Genomic DNA, 16192 nt, shown 5'->3' on the forward strand with positions numbered 1-16192 from the left:
TGCGTCAGTCGACGACTGCGCCGCGACGCCGGCGGCGGAAGACGTAGTGGTCGGCGGCGGCGGAGCCGGCCTGGGCGAAGCCGACCGCGAGCAGACCACCGATCAGCGCCAGCGGGAGCTCGTAGCCGCCGTCGGCGGCCCAGAAGCCCGCGTCCCAATGGGCGTAGGCGATGGCGCCGATCATGTCGGCGATCAGCAGGATCGCGACGATGGGCAGGAACAGGCCGAGAATCAGCAGGATGCCGCCGACGAACTCCACCCACGTGGCGTACTGCGCCGCGAGATTCGGCGCGGGTATCCCCATCGAATCGAAAGCGCGCTTGGTGGCGTCGATTCCGTTGGTGTGCAGCTTCTGCCAGCCGTGCATGATGAAGATGTAGCCAAGAATCAGTCGTGCCAAGAAAAACGTCACACTGCGAATGCCGAACATTGCTCTCCCTTGTCGTCCCGACCATCACAACCGGACTACGGTCCGCTTGATCTACACTTTCTCACGCCATCGCCGTCGCATGCACACGGCACCCGACAGGTAACCTGAGTCTCCGCAACACCACGCGACATCAAGGCGAATACCCCGTTCGCGTGCCGTGACACATTGCGCCGCGTTCGAACACAGATCGGAGAGTCAGTGCCGGGAAAGTCGGCGAAGGGTCCACGAGAACCGCTGCTGGGCGCCCCGCTGGATGCACTCGACCCATACCTGCCCGACAACGGCAACCTCGGCTACCGCATCTCGCGCTACGACCTCGACCTCGAGTACAAGGTGTCACCCAACCGACTATCCGGGGTGGCGACGCTGACTGCAACGTCCTTTGTCGCGCTGCGGAAGTTCACACTCGATCTCGCCTCGTCGCTGTCGGTGTCGCGCGTGACGGTCAACGACAAGCGGGCCCGTTACAGTCACCGCAGCCGCAAGCTGTCGATCACCCCGGATGCCCCGGTACCGCCGGGCGGGGCGATGACCATAGTCATCCGCTACGCCGGCACCCCCCGCCCTATCCGCGGTGCGTGGGGTGAGGTCGGTTGGGAGGAGCTCTCCGAGGGCGCTCTGTGCGCCAACCAGCCCAACGGCGCGGCATCGTGGTTCCCCTGCGACGACCACCCGAGCGCCAAGGCGCCCTACCGGATATCCATCACCACCGACAGCCCCTACTACGCGCTCGCCAACGGGGTGCTGGAATCCAAACGGTCCCGGGCCGCACAGACCACTTGGGTGTACCAGCAGGTCGAGCCGATGCCCACCTACCTCGCGTCGATCCAGATCGGTCCGTACGTCAAGAAGACGTTGGCCAGCAAGCCGATCCCCGTCGACGCCGTGCTGCCGGGACGGCTGGTGTCCAACCTCGACGTCGATTTCGGGCGCCAGGTCGAGATGATCGACACCTTCGTCGAGATGTTCGGGCCCTACCCTTTCCCCCGCTACACCGTGGTGATCACCGACGACGACCTCGACATCCCGATCGAGGCGCAGAGCTTCTCCACCTTCGGCGCCAATCACTGCGACGGCTCCCAACGCGCCGAACGGCTCGTCGCCCATGAGCTGGCCCACCAGTGGTTCGGCAACTCCGTCACACTGTCACGCTGGCGCGACATCTGGCTGCACGAGGGATTCGCCTGCTACGCGGAGTGGCTGTGGAGTCAGCGTTCAGGCGGCAAGAGCGCCACCGAATGGGCACACCACTACTACGACAAACTCGCAGCGAACCCCGTGCGCGCCACCCTCGCCGATCCCGGACCGCGCCGGATGTTCGACGACTGGGTCTACAAACGTGGTGCACTCACCTTGCACGCCCTGCGTCTGACCATCGGCGACGGCAACTTCTTCGCCCTGCTCAAACGGTGGACGGACAAATATCGGTACGGTTCGGCGACCACCGAGGACTTCATCGCGCTGGCCGCCAACTACTCGACCATGTCGCTGACCCACCTGTGGGACGAGTGGCTCTTCACCGCGGCGTTGCCGGACTTCCCCGGTCCGTCCTGAGCATGATCGACGAGCTCGGCCGATGACCGGCGAGACGGCCGCGACGCGGCGCACCTCCGGCGCCATCGGCCGGGTCACCGTGGCCACGCTGATCGCGGCCGCGTCCGGTTACGTGGTGCTGCTGTTGGCGGCCCGTCAGCTCGGCGCAGCGGGCTACGGCGTGTTCGCGGTGTTCTGGGCCGCCTACGGGATGGTCACCGGCGCCCAGAACGGGCAGTTGCAGGAGACCACCCGCGCCATCCGGGCCGGTATCGACGGCGCCACCGCACCGGGTCGTCGGCCGTGGCTGATCAACGGCGCCATCGGAGTGACGATCGGCCTGCTGGTCGCAGTGACGTCTCCGCTGTGGAGTGGGCTGGTCTTCGGCGAACAGCGCGGGCTGTCGGTGCTGCTGCTGGCCATCGGCGTCGCATCGTTCGGGGTGTACGCCCACCTCGCGGGCGCATTGTCGGGGGCGGTGTCCTGGGGTGCGTTCGCGATGCTGCTGTCGGTGGACGCGGTGATCCGTCTTGTCGGCGCCGTGCTCACGGTGGTGTTCGATGGCGACGTGACCGCGTTTCTGGTGATCACGGTGATCGGCTCGGTGGCCTGGATGGTGCTGTTGGCGACGTCGCCGGCCGCCCGCGCGGCAGTCGGTCTGCCCGCCGACGTCACCGCGCGCCGATTCACCGGCAACACGCTGACCGCGATGGCGGCCGCCGCGGCCAGCGCGGTGCTGGTGATGGGTTTCCCGGTGCTCATCACCGCGACCGGCGCCGACGCCGACCCCGCTGCGGTGGGCGCGGTAGTGCTCGCCGTGACGCTGACCCGTGCGCCGCTGTTGGTGCCGCTGAACAGCTTTCAAGGGGTGTTGATCACGCGTTTCGTCGACGCCGGTCGACGGTTGGGGGCGGCGTTGCGAGCCCCGTTCGTCGCCGTCGCCGCGATCGGCGTGGTGGGGTCGGGGGCCGCGTGGCTGATCGGACCCTGGCTGCTCACGGCGGTATTCGGCGCGGATTTTCGGCTCAGCGGCGCCGCGCTGGCCGCGTTCACCCTGGGTGCGACGACACTGGCGTTGCTGACCGTGACGGGGGCGGCCACGATCGCCGTCGGCGCACACCGCTGGTATGCGGCCGGCTGGTGGGTGGCGACGCTCGCCTCGATCGGGTTGTTGCTGCTACCGACCGACGTGACGGTCCGCGTGGCGATCGCGTTGCTCGGCGGCCCGGTGGTGGGGATGGCGGTTCACGGTGTGGTGTTGGCCGGGCGCAGTCGGCCCGCGGTGGCCAGCACACGCGATTGAGCGTGGTTGAGCCGCGACGTCGCGTGCAGGCGGGCGGCACGCGCGGCACGCGGCCAGCCTCGCTGCGCGCACCGGCGGGCTTCCTCGGCGAAGAAGGCGTTCTCCTCGGCGAACCGTCGTCCGTCGACGGCCTGCACCGAACTCACCGACGCCTCATGCCGGCGATATCGGAACGCCACGCGCGCATCGTGCACGAGCGAGCCGCCGCCGGCCGCCAGGTCGACGAGCAGGGCAAGGTCGAGCACGATGTCCAGCCCCGGCCGAAACCCGACCTCGCGGACCGGATCGGTACGCCACAGCAGCGACGGAAAATAGGTCCAGTTGCCGTGGTAGAGGCTGGTTGCCATGGCTTCCCCGCGCAGCACGGCCGGCCGCCCGGGCTGCGCGCGCGGCGTCAACAGGGTCTTGATCCGGTCTCCGAGTGGGCGCACCACACGACCGTCGTCGTCGATGACCTCCACCCCCGGGGCGATGACCGTCGCCTGCGGATGGTCGCGGGCCAACGAGCGCACGCCCGCCACGTAGTCGGGCAGCATCACGTCGTCGCAGCCCATCACCACGAAGTACTCGGCCTCCACCAGTTCCACGCATCGCCGGAAGTTTCCGTTGACACCCAGATTGGTCTCGTTGCGCAGGTAGTGGATGCGCGGATCGGCCACAGACGCCAGCCACGCGGCGGGCTCCGGGTCGGGATAGCAGTCGTCGATGACGACGAGCCGCAGGTCTCCGTCACTCTGGTCGAGCACGCTGGTGACCGCCTGCCGGAACTGGGCGACGTCGCCGTAGAACGGCATCATCACGTCGATCGGCACCCGACCAGGGTAGGTCATGGCGACAGTCCGCTCGGCTAGGGTTACCCGCATGACCTCCGGCGCCACCAGCAACGATGACGTGTGGCTGGTGATACCCGTTTTCAACGAGGCGCAGGTGATCCGGGATGTCGCGGCGAATGCAGCGAAGACCTTTCCCAACATCGTCTGCGTCGACGACGGCAGCCGCGACGATTCCGCCGCGCAGATCCGAGCGGCGGGAGTACGACTGGTACAGCATCCGGTCAATCTCGGTCAGGGTGCGGCCATCCAGACCGGCGTCGAGTATGCGCGCGCACAACCGGGAGCTCGGTATTTCGTCACCTTCGACGCCGACGGACAACATCGGGTCGACGACGTCGTCGCGATGATCGAGCGGCTGCGCACCGAGCCCGTCGACATCATCGTCGGCACCCGCTTCGCCGAGGGTCGCAGCGAGTCGGTGCCGCTGCTGCGACGAATGGCGTTGCGCACCATCGTCTTTCTCAGCCCACGAACACGACGCCTCGGACTGACCGACGCCCACAACGGATTACGCGCCTTCAACAAGACCGTGGCCGACGACCTCGACCTGGTGATGGCCGGGATGAGTCATGCCTCGGAGTTCGTGGCCCTCATCGACCATCACGGCTGGCGGGTGGCCGAGCAGCCCGTCACCATCTTGTACACCGACTACTCCCGGGCGAAGGGACAGTCCCTGATCAATGGCGTCAACATCGTCGCCGACGGACTGCTGCACCCGCGAATGAGGAAGTGAGCACCACATGATCTGGCTGCAGATCCTCGCCATCGTCGGGCTGGTGGTACTGGTGGCGTTCTTCGTAGTCAACCGCGGCACCGCTCGCGCCTCGGCGGGCGTGAAGATCCTGTTCGTGGCATTTGTGGCATTCGGCCTATACGCAATGCTTCGCCAGGACGACATCACCTGGCTCGCCAACAAGATCGGCATCCAACGTGGCCTCGACCTCGTGTTGTTCCTGTTGGTGATCGCCTTCGCGTTCACCACCGTGTCGACATACCTACGATTCCGCGAGCTCGAGATCAAGTACGCGAGATTGGCGAGGGCGGTTGCCCTGCGCGACGCGGAAAATCAGCAGAAACCTTAGGCCGCCAAGTCTTGACACGGTAGTCGACCCCTTCGCGTCGAGAGAACCCCAAAAATCGCCGAGAGAACCCAGCTTCTCGCCGACGGCATCCGATTGTGGTGGGGCTGGGTTCTCTCGGCGATTTTTGGGGTTCTCTCGACTACCGTGTCAAGACTTGGGGAGGTTAGGTCGCGAGGGTGCGCAGGTAGGTGGTGACGTCATCGTGGTTGGGCAGCAGGCCGGAGTCCCGAGCCTCCGACAAGCCCGGCGCGGCAGTGTCTTTCGCCGACAGCTCGTAGCTCAACGGGCTACCGTCACGAGCGGTGTTCGGCCACTCGATGCCCAGTTCCGCGTCGAGGGGGTTGATGCCGTGTTCGGCGCCCGGGTTGTAGCCGGTCGAACAGAGGTAGGTGACCGTCGAGCCGTCGGCGAGCGAGCAGAAGGCGTGACCGAGCCCTTCGGAAAGATACACCGCACGGCGGTCGACGTCGTCGAGCAGGACCGTGTCGTAGGTGCCGAAGGTCGGCGACCCGACCCGGATGTCGACGATGACGTCGAGAATCGCGCCCGACGGACAGGTCACGTACTTGGCCTGCCCGGGCGGGACGTCGGCGAAGTGCACACCACGCAGTACGCCCGCCGCCGACACCGAGAGGTTCACCTGGGCGAGGTCGAGCCGATGGCCGATCGCCTCGGCGAGCAGATCTGCCTTGAACACCTCCGCGAACAGACCGCGATCGTCGCCGTGCTGCACCGGGGTCAGTTCCCACGCCCCGTCTATCGCCAGTGGTCGCAACTTCATGTCAGAAGCCCTTTCCGCGGTCGAGTAGCTCCAGCAGGTAACCGCCGTAGCCGGATTTGCGGAGTTTCTCGGCGCGTATCCGCAATTCGCCATCGTCGATGAAACCGCGTCGCCAGGCGATCTCTTCGGGCACCGCGATCTTGAGCCCCTGCCGCTGCTCGACGGTTCGGACGAAATTGCCGGCGTCGAGTAACGAGTCGAAGGTGCCGGTGTCGAGCCACGCGGTGCCGCGCGGCAACACCTGCACCGCCAGCCGCCCCTGCTCGAGGTAGTGCGCGTTGATGTCGGTGATCTCGTATTCACCGCGGGCGCTCGGGGCGAGGTTGCGCGCGATCTCGACCACGTCGTTGTCGTAGAAGTACAAGCCCGGCACCGCATAGTTGGAACGCGGGTGCTGCGGCTTCTCCTGTAACGCCACCGCACGACCGCTTTCGTCGAAGTCCACCACCCCGTACGCCGAAGGGTCGGCCACCCAGTAGGCGAGAATGGCGCCGCCGTCTACGTTTTCGAATCCCTGTAGCTGACTGCCCAATCCGGGGCCGTAGAAGATGTTGTCTCCCAAGACCAGCGCCACCGACTCATCACCGATGTGGTCGGCACCGAGCACGAATGCCTGTGCGAGTCCGTCGGGCGACGGTTGCGTCACGTACGTCAGGTTGATGCCGAATTGCTCACCGGTGCCCAGCAGCCCGCGGAATGCGGCGCTGTCGTGCGGCGTGGTGATGATCATGATGTCGCGGATGCCGGCGAGCATCAGCGTCGACAGCGGATAGTAGATCATCGGCTTGTCATAGACCGGCACCAACTGCTTGCTGACGCCCTGGGTGATGGGGTGCAGGCGGGTGCCCGTGCCTCCGGCGAGGATGATGCCGCGCATAGCGCCCAGCCTAGGGCATAGCGCACACGTCCCACCCGGTCACCGCACCCGACGGTACAGTGACGGTCGTCCAACGGAAGGGTCGAGTCATGCGGGTTCTGGTCACCGGGGGTGCCGGTTTCATCGGCGCCAATTTCGTGTTGCGCACGCTCGCGCAACGCCCCGACGTCGAGATCACCGTGCTCGACAACCTCACCTATGCCGCCAACCCGGCCACCCTGGAGTCGGTCGCCGACCGCATCGATCTGGTCGTCGGCGATGTCGCCGACGCCGCGCTGGTCGATCGGCTGGTCGCGGCCGCCGACGTGGTGGTGCATTTCGCCGCCGAATCCCACAACGACAACTCGCTGGCCGATCCGTCGTCGTTCGTGCAGACCAACCTCGTGGGCACGTTCGCCCTGTTGGAGGCCGTCCGCCGCCACGACGTGCGGTATCACCACATCAGCACCGACGAGGTCTACGGTGACCTCGATCTCGACGACCCGACCCGGTTCACCGAGGCGACCGCCTACAACCCATCGAGCCCGTATTCCTCCACCAAGGCCGGCTCGGATCTGCTGGTGCGGGCATGGGTGCGGTCATTCGGTCTGCGGGCGACGATCTCCAACTGCTCTAACAACTACGGGCCCTATCAGCACATCGAGAAGTTCATCCCGCGCCAGATCACCAACGTGCTCGCCGGAGTGCGGCCCAAACTGTATGGCGACGGCCTCAACGTGCGCGACTGGATTCACGTCGACGACCACAACGACGCGGTGTGGACCATCATCGAACGCGGTGAGATCGGCGAGACGTATCTGATCGGCGCCGATGGCGAGGTGAACAACCGCACCGTCGTCGAGACCATCCTGGAGTTGCTGGGACAGTCCGCAGACGCCTTCGACTTCGTCACCGACCGGCCCGGCCACGACCGCCGTTACGCCATCGACTCCACCCGGCTGCGCACCGAATTGGGTTGGCAGCCGCAATATCTGGACTTCCGATCCGGTTTGTCGGCGACCATCGACTGGTACCGCGCCAACCCTGACTGGTGGCAACCGCACAAGCAGGCCGTCGAGGCGAACTACGCGGGCACCGAGCGGGTCATCGGCTGAGGGTGGGCAGGGCTCACCCCAGCGGCACCACCCGGTCGAGGAAGTCCACCTGGTCGGCGACGACCTCCTCGAAGGCGTCGCCGACGTAGATGTCGAAGTGTCCCTCGGGATAGCGGATCAACTGCGTCGTCGGGCCCCGGTGGGCGTACCGCACCGTCTGCCGTGGTGGCGCGACACTGTCCTTGTCACAGACGCAGACCAACACCGGGCAGGTGAGCTCGGCGAGTGCGCGTCCTGGATGATGCAGCGCGATCTCCGGCACCACCCGCGCCGCGACCTCGTTGGTGAACGCCTGACCATCGGGTACCAGCGGGAGATACCCCGCGACCACATCGGGCGCCGTCATCAGCGCCGTATCGTGGGGCTCGCCTGCCAACCCCACCATCACCGGATCACGCCGCAGAAGCTTCGCCGCGAGGTCGGCGATGGCCCGCCCGGTCACCCGGACCGCCGTGGCCGGCTCCATCGCGAGCACCGACGCGGTGCCGCTGGTGAACGGGCATTGCGCGATCACCGCGGCGACGTCGCCGTCGCGCGCGGCCGCCACCATCACGTGGCCACCACCGAATGAGGTGCCCCACAAGATCACTCGCCGGTTGTCCACCTCGGTGAGGCTGCGCGCGAACGCGATCGCCGCCGCCCAGTCCTGCAGCTGCCGGCGCACCGACAGCAGTTGCCGCGGCTGACCATCGCTGGCCCCGAAGTGTCGGTAGTCGAAGACCAGACAGGCATACCCGGCGTCGCAGAATCGCTCGGCGAAGGCATCGAGCCGCATCTCTTTGATGGCGCCGAGCCCGTGCGCCATCACGATGATCGGCGCGGGCCGGTCGGACTCCGGGAGGTACAGCCACGCCCGACACGTCACACCTCTGGAACCGAACTCCACGTCTGCGCGCGCCATGCGCCGACGGTATCCGTTGGGCATGAGGCGGACAACACACAGACTCCCCCACGCTGCCTGCCAGCTGCGACGCATACGGTGGAGCCATGCGCGTACTCGTCAGCGGCGGCGCCGGCTACATCGGCTCGCACACCGTCATCCGTCTCGTCGAGGCCGGCCACGATGTGGTGGTGGTCGACGACTTCAGCAACGCCAAGCCGACCGTCGTGGGCCGGCTGGAGGCGTTGACCGGGCGCCCCATACCCGTGCATGCCATCGACCTGACGGACACCGACAAGACCGAGCACCTGTTCGCGCACGAGCAGATCGACGCGGTCATCCACTTCGCCGGCTTCAAGGCGGTCGGCGAGTCGGTGGCCAAGCCGCTGGCCTACTACCAGAACAATCTCGACAGCACCTTCTCTCTGCTACGCGCGATGGACCGCCACGATGTGCGGACGCTGGTGTTCTCGTCGTCGGCGACGGTGTACGGCGCCGAACCCGAACTCCCGATGACCGAGGATCTGCCGACCTCGGCCACCAATCCGTACGGCTGGACCAAGGTGATGATCGAGCAGATCCTGTCCGACGTCGCGGCCAGCGACGACCGGTGGCGGATCGCCGCGTTGCGCTACTTCAACCCGGTGGGCGCCCATGCCAGCGGCGACATCGGCGAGGACCCCAGCGGTATCCCCAACAACCTGATGCCGTTCGTCGCGCAGGTGGCGGTGGGGCGACGCGAGCAGCTGTCGGTATTCGGAGACGATTACGACACCGTCGACGGCACCGGTGTGCGCGACTACATCCACGTCGACGATCTCGCCGCGGGGCACGTGGCCGCCCTCGACACCGTGGGCAGCCGCGCCGAACCGATGTCGGTGTGGAACCTGGGCACCGGACAGGGTGTGTCAGTGCTGCAGGTGATCAAGGCGTTCGAACGGGCCAGTGGCCGCCCGATCCCGTATGAGATCGCGCCGCGACGGGCCGGCGACATCGCCGCCTCATACGCCGATCCGGCCCGCGCCAACGCGGACTTGGGGTGGCGGGCCACCAAGACCATCGACGACATGTGCGCCGACACCTGGCGGTGGCAGTCGAAGAACCCGAACGGGTATCCCGACGCCTGAGTGCGTACTCAGCCGGCCGGCCGGTAGACCTGTTCGTTGACGCGATAGACGCTCACGTTGCCCTGCCGGAACACCTCGGTCAGTCCGGGTGCACCGGAGTTGCGCAGCGCCAGGAACGGGTCGCCCTGCACCCCGTTCTCCGGGTCGGGCACCCCGTTCTGGAACTCCCAATAGCTGGGCGGGCTGTCGATGACGTAGTGCACGTTCATGTCGCGCACGATGCCGTCGATGTAGGGGTCGGCGCCGATCTGGGAGACACCCCAGAACAGGTCGCGCTGCCGTTGGGAGAAGTCGTTGGCCCGGTAGAACGGGAACATCGGGGTGACCCCGGTGACCGGATACAGCCAACCGGTGCCCTGATCGAGATTGTTGAGCACCAGCACGTCGTGGGCGTCGGGTTGCTCGGCCAACCAGTGATAGGCGTCCAGATCGTCGGGCCCGATGTACTTACCGCCACGTTCCTTCGACGCTATCTGCGCGTCGGCCGGGTAGCGCACCACCCCGGCGCCGGCGATCAATGCGATGAGCACGACCGCTACGGCGGGCAGCGCCCAACGAGCCGATCGCGGCGACGTCCGGTCACGTCCGGCCACCCAGCCGGCGACCGCCACCGCCGCAGCGCCCAGTGCGCACCCCGCGGCAGCCGCGGAAAACATCGCCACCACAAAGGTCAGTCGATGGGGTGAGTTGTAGAAATAGCCACCGATGGCGCCCAGCGGATAGGACAGCACACCCAGCGAGACGACCGAGTTGGCGGTGACGAGCACGAACACCAGCCAGCCGGCCAGCCCCGCCCAGCACCGCATCCAGGCCAGGACCGCCAGACCGAGCACCGTGAGGACGATGAGCGCCCAGATCGGATAGTGCTTCTCCAGTGGAATGGTGCCGTTGAACGCGGCCTGCGCCAGACCGGACAACACCCCGACCCCTTCTTCGCGGAAGTCGAAGAAGGGTAGTTCGTTGGTGTCGGCGACCTTGATGGTGCCGTAGACGACCGGCGCGATCCCCACCACGGTGAGCAGCCCGGCGACGGCCAGCGTCGCCAGATCACGCAGCCGCCCGTATGCCGGGTGCCACAAACCCTCGAGCAGCAGCCACAGCACCACGATCACGCCGGCCAGGATCAGACCGGACGGATGGGTCGCGGTGACCCCGGCCATCGCCGCGGCGGCCGCCAATACTCGGCGCCGGTCGCGGACGGCACTGATCACCAGAATCGCGGCGATAGGCGCCATCGACACCCCCACCGCGTTGGGCACCGACGTAAGCTGCACCTCCACATAGGGCAGTGACGGGAACAACGCCGACGCCGCAGCCGCAGCCCCGGCCAGCACCGCCGAGCGCGACGGGTCGAAGCGATGGCGGGCGAACCAGTAGGCCAGCGCGGCGACCCCGAACGGAACGGTGATCGCCAACACCGCGGGCGAGTAGGTGTTGTAGAGCTCTACCGGATCGGCGCCGGTGAGGGGGAAGAGGATGGCGCCCAGTGCATGCCAGGTGTTCGGGTAGTAGTTGAAGCCGTGGGTGTCATAGTTCATCAGTTCGCCCATGCGTAGCGCCGAACCGACCCCGGTCTCGTCGATCCAGCGCAGCGAACTGGCATGCCACAGGGAGTCCCACACCTGCGAGATGTTGCCCAGACCGGCAAACGCGGTCGTGACGAGCGGCCGGATGCAGGTGATCGCGATGATGATCGCGCCGACACCGGCACCGGCGGCCAACGGCACTGCCGCACGCCATCCGAGCGGCGGGTCGTCGTCTGCGCGGTTCGGGGCCAACGTCGCGAAGCGGCGGGTGGCGAGCAGCGCCGCATACACCCATGCGAACAGCAGTGTGATCACCAGCGCGAGGAGCGCGGTGACGATGTTCCACTCGAACCCGATCGCCGAGTACAACACGGTGAACACGCTGACGACGGCGAAGGTGATCGGCGGGCCGGCGGCGATCGCCACCGGCCAGGGCAGCAACATGCGGCGTCCGACGAGGGCGCCGGGAACCACCAGCATCAGGGCCGTCACCACTGTGACCCATGCCCCCAGCATCATCGCCCGATTCCTCCCGTCGCCTGCGAACCGGAGATGAGGTTACCGGTCGGTCGTCCGGGGGATCTCGCACGCCGCGGCGCCGGGACGCTGCTGGAAGATCCGGCGGTCCGCCCGATGCCCGGCGACGACGATCGCCAGGCACACCAGCGCCGCGATGACCCCGAGCCCGAACATCGCGGTGTAGGTGATCGCCGGGCGGTTCTCCGAGATCCAGGCGAGGATCACCGGCACGGCGAACCCGAGGTAAGTGACCGAGTAGAAGACGGCGGTCAGACCCGCCAGGTTGTGCGGTCCGGCGATGCGCTGCACCTCCAGCAGGCCCGCGATCATGGCCATCCCGTAACCGCAGCCCAGCACGATCGCGGCCAGCAGTGACACCCAGACGGCGAGGGTGTGTGCGGCAGCTGCCGCGAGGGCCATCCCCGCGGCGAGCACGATCAGCGCGAGGACCGGCCCGCGTGCACGGTCCGGGTCGTCGAGCCGACGTCCGAGTGACTGGATCCCGAACCCTGCGCCCAGGCCCAGCACGCAGCACAGCGCGGCGAACGCGATCGGCGCGCCAGCGGTCCGGGCCGACATCAGCGCCGGGATGACCGCGTAGGCCGACGCCGCGGCACCGAAGACCCACGGCGCGACCGGGACCACGACGAGCAGGAACCGCCGGTTGAGTACACCTGTGATGCGCAGATCGTCGGCGAGTCGGCCACGGTCGGTGCCCCGGTACCGGGTCTCCGGTGCGCCGGCCAATGCAACGAGGGCGATGCAGGCGAGTGCGATGTTGACCGCGTACGGCGTCACCGTCGGCCACGGCCCCCATTGCGCGAGCACACCCGCGATGCCCGCCCCGACCCCGAAGCCGGCGGTCAGGCTCATCGCCGCCCGACGCGCCCCTACCCCGGCGCGGTCGCCGTTGCGATGACTGATCTCCGCCAGCCAGCTGCCCCCGACCGCCATCGACAGGCCCAACGCGACTCCGCTGGCCACCCGGCCGACGCTGAGCAGGGCCAACGAGTGCGGTCCGAGTGCCAGCAGCAGCGACCCCAGTCCGGCGAACATCGGCGCCGGCAACATCAACGGCCGCCGGCCGTACCGGTCGGACAGTGGGCCGCCGATCAACAGCGCCGGGACGATGCCCAGCACGTAGGTGAACAGCAGACTGTCGACGGCGACAGCCGACAACTCACCTTGCTGGCGGTACATCACCAGCAGCGGCGTGAACTCGTTGCCACCCCACGCGGCGGTGAACAGTGCAGCCGCCACCGGCGTCCACGAACCGGGACGCGACGACGCGGGCTTCTCGACCGAGGTCTGGTCAGTCAGCGTCATGTCCGAGGACCGAGGTCGTGCACGGATGCCAGATGCGCGGCCAGTGCCGCGGCGTACGCATCGCTGTCGCCGTCGGCGACCGCGGTGAGCAGTTCGCGATGGTCGGCCAGGATGCGGGCGGCAACCGTGTCGTCGCGGCGCACGCTCGTGGTGGTCATCCTTCGGTGCCGTTCGCCGAGGCTGACGAAGAAGTCGGCGAGCAGCGGGTTGTCGCCGGCGGTGACAATCAGCTGATGGAACTCCGCGTCGATGCGGGCGAATTCTGCGATGTCGGCAGGGTCGGCCGCGCGGTGGGCGGCGAGATTGCGTTCCAGGCGCGCGGCGAGATCGGCGCGTCCGGTGGGGTCGCCGGCCAACGTGCGCACGGCGTGTTCCTCCAGCAGGATGCGCGCCTGCACCACGTCGCGGGCCTCTCGGTCGGCAACCGGAACCACCAGTGCGCCGCGCTTGGGGTACAGCCGCATCCAGCCCTCGGCCTCCAACCGCAGGAACGCTTCCCGCACCGGCGTGCGACTCACGTCACATTCTGTAGCGATGTCACCTTCGCTGATCAGCTCACCGCCGACGATCTGGTTTGTGAGAATCTGGCCTTTGACCTCGCGATATACGCGTTCAGCTGCCGATTCACCGGTTGCGGACAACATAGATACAAGTTGTACCTTATCGACCCGATCGATCAATCGGGGGGCACCTTGATCGGCCTGTGGACACGGTGCGACACTGAGGCGGTTCCGCAGCCCGGCCACGAACGTGATCCGGGTCGCGACGGTTCGCCGTAGTGCCGAAGCGCACACGCTTCGCGCCACGGACCGGCAGTTGTAGGGGCGCCCCACCGTTGTGGCGCCATTGTAGAAACCCGCCATTCGATGCGGGTGATCCAGGAGGAACAACCGTGGCCAGCACGGCAGACAACGCCCCCACCCACCGCACTGCGTTCAACGAGCCGTCGATCGCCGAGTTGCCGATCACCGACGAAGAGATCTTCATGGCGCACGTGGGCGGCAAACTCTCGGTGGAGTTGCGCGCGCCGATCGACACCCAGCGCGATCTGTCGATCGCCTACACCCCGGGCGTGGCCCAGGTGTCACGGGCGATCGACGACAAGGCCGAACTGGTGAATCAGTACACCTGGACCCAGCGGCTGGTGGCCGTGGTCTCCGACGGCTCTGCCGTCCTCGGCCTCGGTGACATCGGTCCGCGCGCATCGCTACCGGTGATGGAGGGCAAGTCGGCGCTGTTCCGGTCGTTCGCCGGACTCAACTCGATCCCGATCGTCCTCGACACCAAGGACCCCGACGAGATCGTCGAGACCCTCATCCGGCTGCGACCGAGCTTCGGCGCGGTGAACCTCGAGGACATCTCCGCTCCCCGCTGTTTCGAGATCGAACGGCGCGTCATCGAGGCGCTGGACTGCCCGGTGATGCACGACGACCAGCACGGCACCGCGATCGTCGTTCTGGCGGCACTCAAGGGTGCGATGGCTCTACAGGAACGCGATCTGCGCGACCTCAAGGTGGTCATCTCCGGTGCCGGTGCCGCCGGTGTGGCGTGCGCCAACATCCTCGAACACGCGGGGGTGAGCGATGTGGTGGTGCTCGACTCAAAGGGAATCGTCAGCTTTCACCGCGACGACCTCAACGAGATCAAGCAGGAACTCGCCGAACGCACCAACCCGCGCAGCCTGTCCGGCGGCGCCGCCGAGGCGCTGGACGGAGCCGACGTGTTCCTCGGTGTATCGGCCGGTCAGATCGACGAGAACGCCATCGCCTCGATGGCCGACAACGCGATCGTGTTCGCCCTGTCCAACCCCGATCCGGAGATCCACCCCGAGGTCGCGGCGAAGTACGCCGCGGTCGTGGCCACCGGCCGTAGCGACTTCCCGAATCAGATCAACAACGTGCTCGCGTTCCCGGGTGTCTTCGCCGGCGCGCTCGACGCCGGTGCGCGTCGCATCACCGAGCGGATGAAACTCGCTGCCGCAGAAGCGATCTTCTCGGTGGTCTCCGACGACCTGCGGGCCGACAAGATCGTGCCGAGCCCGCTCGACGACCGCGTCGCCCCGGCGGTCGCCAAGGCCGTCGCCGAGGCCGCCAAGGCCGAGGGCGTCGCCTAGACCGGCCAGCCCGATTTTGTAGTACCAACATGCGGAAAACCGCATGTTGGTACTACAAAACGGGTCAGTCGCGCCCGCGCCATGTGCACAGACAGATCTCGTTGCCCTCGGGGTCGGCCAGCACCCACCATTCCGGCGCGAACTCGTCGGTGACCAGCCGACCGCCGGCGTCGATCGCAGCCGCCATTCGTTCCTCCACGGCGTCGTGTGGGAGCCACAGGTCCACGTGGACGCGGTTGCGCTGCGACCTCGGTTCGTCCATCTGCTGAAACCACACCCCGGGGAGGATGCCCGCCGGGTCGGAGAGGTCGATCGACGTCTGCTCGGGCTCGTCGTCGTAGCCGAGGACCGCCTTCCAGAACGGGCGGACCTTGTCGACCTCGAGAACGTCGATGCCCAACTCGAAGCGTCCCGGCGGGGCGGCCGCCGGCTCCAGAGCGAGGTCGGCCGCGATCGATGAGATCCGGTTGGCCAGCGCGACGTCGGCTTCGGTGAGTCGATGAGCACTGTGCGTGGTGAGCGCCAAATGCACTGACCCGTACCGCAGTTCCACATCTGGGTGATGCCCGGCCGCTTCAGCGGCCTCGATGATCCGGGCGACGAATTCGCCACCGCGCACCATGTTCTTGGTCCGGAAGGCGGCGTAGATGGTGTCGGCCAACACCCGCCACGGGTCGGAGAGGGCCTCGGTGGCCGCTGCCGCGCTGACTGGGGTTCCACTGGATCCGGTCATGATTCGACCCTACGGCGAGGACGTCGCGCTCGGTA

General features: G+C 67.3%; 16 protein-coding genes. 7 read left to right on the plus strand and 9 right to left on the minus strand.

The features are described from left to right. Positions 1-4 precede the first annotated feature (4 nt). The gene (locus ACIGKQ_RS16305) at positions 5-430 is read right to left on the minus strand and encodes a DoxX family protein (protein WP_396574460.1); all 426 of its coding nucleotides are present in this window, start codon (positions 428-430) and stop codon (positions 5-7) included. A gap of 198 nt (positions 431-628) precedes the next feature. On the opposite strand from ACIGKQ_RS16305, the gene ACIGKQ_RS16310 reads away from it, so the two are divergent. Together ACIGKQ_RS16310 and ACIGKQ_RS16315 are read left to right on the plus strand one after the other, a co-directional pair. After that, complete coding sequence (locus ACIGKQ_RS16310; RefSeq protein WP_235721826.1) at positions 629-1984, plus strand: M1 family metallopeptidase; 1356 nt, start codon at positions 629-631, stop codon at positions 1982-1984. 22 nt (positions 1985-2006) lie between these two features. Continuing rightward, on the plus strand, positions 2007-3266 hold the full coding sequence (locus tag ACIGKQ_RS16315; protein ID WP_396574461.1) for a polysaccharide biosynthesis protein: 1260 nt from the start codon (positions 2007-2009) through the stop codon (positions 3264-3266). Here the strand turns inward: ACIGKQ_RS16315 and ACIGKQ_RS16320 are convergent. Then, complete coding sequence (locus tag ACIGKQ_RS16320) at positions 3209-4078, minus strand: glycosyltransferase family 2 protein (protein ID WP_266062791.1); 870 nt, start codon at positions 4076-4078, stop codon at positions 3209-3211. The two genes, ACIGKQ_RS16315 and ACIGKQ_RS16320, sit on opposite strands and share 58 nt — an antisense overlap. A gap of 49 nt (positions 4079-4127) precedes the next feature. Between ACIGKQ_RS16320 and ACIGKQ_RS16325 the strand changes: the two genes are divergently transcribed. After that, positions 4128-4832: a glycosyltransferase family 2 protein gene (locus ACIGKQ_RS16325; protein WP_396574462.1), complete on the plus strand. Its 705-nt coding sequence runs from the start codon at positions 4128-4130 to the stop codon at positions 4830-4832. A gap of 7 nt (positions 4833-4839) precedes the next feature. Further along, entirely contained in the window at positions 4840-5181 is a 342-nt protein-coding gene (locus ACIGKQ_RS16330) for a DUF2304 domain-containing protein (RefSeq protein WP_396574463.1), read from the plus strand. Positions 5182-5344: 163 nt separating this feature from the next. Here ACIGKQ_RS16330 and ACIGKQ_RS16335 read toward each other — a convergent pair whose 3' ends face one another. Both ACIGKQ_RS16335 and rfbA read right to left on the minus strand, forming a co-directional pair. Then, positions 5345-5962: a dTDP-4-dehydrorhamnose 3,5-epimerase family protein gene (locus tag ACIGKQ_RS16335; protein ID WP_235721822.1), complete on the minus strand. Its 618-nt coding sequence runs from the start codon at positions 5960-5962 to the stop codon at positions 5345-5347. A gap of 1 nt (position 5963) precedes the next feature. Continuing rightward, positions 5964-6839, minus strand: coding sequence for a glucose-1-phosphate thymidylyltransferase RfbA (gene rfbA / locus ACIGKQ_RS16340; RefSeq protein WP_396574464.1), 876 nt, complete (start codon positions 6837-6839; stop codon positions 5964-5966). Positions 6840-6928: 89 nt separating this feature from the next. Between rfbA and rfbB the strand changes: the two genes are divergently transcribed. Next, complete coding sequence (rfbB, locus tag ACIGKQ_RS16345) at positions 6929-7933, plus strand: dTDP-glucose 4,6-dehydratase (RefSeq protein WP_396574465.1); 1005 nt, start codon at positions 6929-6931, stop codon at positions 7931-7933. 13 nt (positions 7934-7946) lie between these two features. Here the strand turns inward: rfbB and ACIGKQ_RS16350 are convergent, their stop codons facing one another. Continuing rightward, on the minus strand, positions 7947-8834 hold the full coding sequence (locus ACIGKQ_RS16350) for an alpha/beta hydrolase (protein WP_396574466.1): 888 nt from the start codon (positions 8832-8834) through the stop codon (positions 7947-7949). Between the two features lie 86 nt (positions 8835-8920). Here ACIGKQ_RS16350 and galE point away from each other — a divergent pair, with 86 nt between their 5' ends. After that, a complete protein-coding gene (gene galE, locus ACIGKQ_RS16355) occupies positions 8921-9940 on the plus strand; it encodes a UDP-glucose 4-epimerase GalE (RefSeq protein ID WP_235721818.1) in 1020 nt (339 codons plus the stop codon). An 8-nt stretch (positions 9941-9948) separates the two neighbouring features. On the opposite strand, the gene ACIGKQ_RS16360 is transcribed toward galE, so the two are convergent. Genes ACIGKQ_RS16360 through ACIGKQ_RS16370 form a run of 3 tightly spaced genes read right to left on the minus strand, consistent with a single transcriptional unit; the run spans position 9949 to position 13955 of the window. Next, complete coding sequence (locus tag ACIGKQ_RS16360; protein ID WP_396574467.1) at positions 9949-11985, minus strand: DUF6541 family protein; 2037 nt, start codon at positions 11983-11985, stop codon at positions 9949-9951. 39 nt (positions 11986-12024) lie between these two features. Then, positions 12025-13311 (minus strand): MFS transporter, encoded by a 1287-nt coding sequence (locus ACIGKQ_RS16365; RefSeq protein ID WP_396574468.1) that lies wholly within the window; start codon positions 13309-13311, stop codon positions 12025-12027. Next, the gene (locus tag ACIGKQ_RS16370) at positions 13308-13955 is read right to left on the minus strand and encodes a GntR family transcriptional regulator (RefSeq protein WP_396574469.1); all 648 of its coding nucleotides are present in this window, start codon (positions 13953-13955) and stop codon (positions 13308-13310) included. Before ACIGKQ_RS16370 ends, ACIGKQ_RS16365 begins: the two co-directional genes overlap by 4 nt. 248 nt (positions 13956-14203) lie before the next feature. On the opposite strand from ACIGKQ_RS16370, the gene ACIGKQ_RS16375 reads away from it, so the two are divergent. Continuing rightward, the gene (locus ACIGKQ_RS16375) at positions 14204-15424 is read left to right on the plus strand and encodes an NADP-dependent malic enzyme (protein ID WP_328715264.1); all 1221 of its coding nucleotides are present in this window, start codon (positions 14204-14206) and stop codon (positions 15422-15424) included. Positions 15425-15488: 64 nt separating this feature from the next. On the opposite strand, the gene ACIGKQ_RS16380 is transcribed toward ACIGKQ_RS16375, so the two are convergent. Continuing rightward, positions 15489-16157, minus strand: a complete 669-nt coding sequence (locus ACIGKQ_RS16380) for a VOC family protein (protein ID WP_396574470.1) — start codon at positions 16155-16157, stop codon at positions 15489-15491. Positions 16158-16192: the final 35 nt, after the last annotated feature.

The organism is Gordonia sp. NPDC062954 (assembly GCF_044543825.1).
GTDB classification, from domain to species: Bacteria; Actinomycetota; Actinomycetes; order Mycobacteriales; family Mycobacteriaceae; genus Gordonia; species Gordonia tangerina.